1 protein-coding gene and 1 pseudogene are annotated in these 1486 nt (G+C 66.8%); both read right to left on the bottom strand.

Annotated features, from left to right (window positions below):
• Positions 1 to 122 precede the first annotated feature (122 nt).
• Positions 123 to 893, bottom strand: a complete 771-nt coding sequence (locus D7V93_RS42970; protein ID WP_158623987.1) for a polysaccharide lyase family 20 protein — start codon at positions 891 to 893, stop codon at positions 123 to 125.
• Between the two features lie 372 nt (positions 894 to 1265).
• Positions 1266 to 1486, bottom strand: a pseudogene (locus D7V93_RS42965) (amino acid transporter); the annotation flags it as partial.

Genomic DNA, 1486 nt, shown 5'->3' with positions numbered 1-1486 from the left:
CGAAGGGCCGTTACCGAGGCACGCGCCGCAACCTCTTTGACCTCAGGCGACTCGCGGTCGTCCAAAACCTCGAGGTCGCCGCGCGTTACCAGCGCGCGGCGTGACCTAACCTGTTCGGCGCTCTAGGGAGCCGTAGCGGCGAGTGTGGACGGGTCCCCGCCCTCGGCCGGAAGGGGCGCCGTGGGCGCGGGCATCACCTCTTCCAGCGTCGTCGCCATGGTGAAGCCATCATGGTAGAGCGAGGCTGTCTGCGCGATGGTCGCATCCCGGTAGTAGCCGAGCTGGATGTAGCCCGCCGTGTCCGGGTAGCGCGTGGCGATGTTGCGCTTCGGCACCACCAGATTGCCATTGTAGTACAGCTCGACGAAGCCGACATTCGGGTCGGGCGACCACTTCACGTGCATCACGAAGTCGTTCCATTGGTCCCGGTGCACCGGCGCCTGCCATAGAACCTCGCCCGAGCTTCCTCCGACGCGCATGTTCATCGTGTCGTTGATGACGAAGAACTCGAGCGGCGGGGAGCCACAGCAGCCGTCATGGTGCCATTGCGTGAACACCTGCCACCGGGGTGAGCTGGGGAAGTCCTGGGGAAACAGGGTGCTCCACTTGTAGTAGTACTCGGAGTCGACCGGCTCATAGGTGCCGCGGAACAGCTCGTTGCGGTTGCCGCTGGCGTTGACGGGGTTGTCTCCCTGCTGGACGGTCACCTTCAGCGCCTTGTTCCCGTCACGGACAAGGTCGCCCTCCACCTGCATGCGATCCGGGGCAACAAACCAGGCGTCGGTGTACTGAGACAGGTCGCCGGTCTCGAAGTCTCCCTTCCAGACGACGGATGCCTGGGCCACCCAGGGCACGAGCAGCGCCAGGGGCGCAAGTTTCAGGAGTCGAAGCATCTGGGTCCTTTTGTCCGGGGGTTGAGGAGGACAGACACAGGAGACCCGCCCGTACTTCCCGCAGGCTTGCGCGCGTGGCGGCATGAACGCACGCGCGCACACTGCCGAAGGAAGCGGACGGGCCGTGCACCGCATGCCGCGGCAAGCGGATGGCACCGTGACGACATCCCCAGGCATGGGCCCCAGCGCTCGTGCCGCCGGCGCCCCGAGTCACGCAAGCGGGCATCGAAAGACAGGAGTCCCCACTGCGCAGTCGTGAGACCACCGAGCAGGCCGGGGGTCGTGTTCACGCTCGCCGGAGTTCCCGATGTCCCGTGTGACCATTCCCGTGTCGGGGACGAGGTCTTACGCCGTCAGAGATTGCTCTCGTCGCTATCCGAGCGCCGCTTTCCCGTCCGGCTTGCGCTGGAACCTGTAGAGCACGAAGCCCACCGCGAGCGCGACGGCCCCGGCGATGAGGTTCTCTCGCTCCGCACTCAGCGCGAAGACGACGCACAGTGCGGCGGCGGCGAGGGGAATCACGGGTCCCCCCGGGATGCGGAACGCGTTCGCGGGCGCCTGGAGCTTGCGGCGCAGCACGGGCACCGCCAGGG

This window comes from Corallococcus llansteffanensis, assembly GCF_003612055.1.
Classification (GTDB): Bacteria; Myxococcota; Myxococcia; order Myxococcales; family Myxococcaceae; genus Corallococcus; species Corallococcus llansteffanensis.
The sequence above is the reverse complement of the archived record's forward strand: the minus strand, read 5'-3'. Positions and strand labels throughout refer to the sequence as shown.

What these genes read in the sequence shown, in the direction of transcription:
- D7V93_RS42970 (WP_158623987.1), bottom strand. Translation starts at nt 893, where the DNA reads ATGCTTCGACTCCTGAAACTTGCGCCCCTGGCGCTGCTCGTGCCCTGG.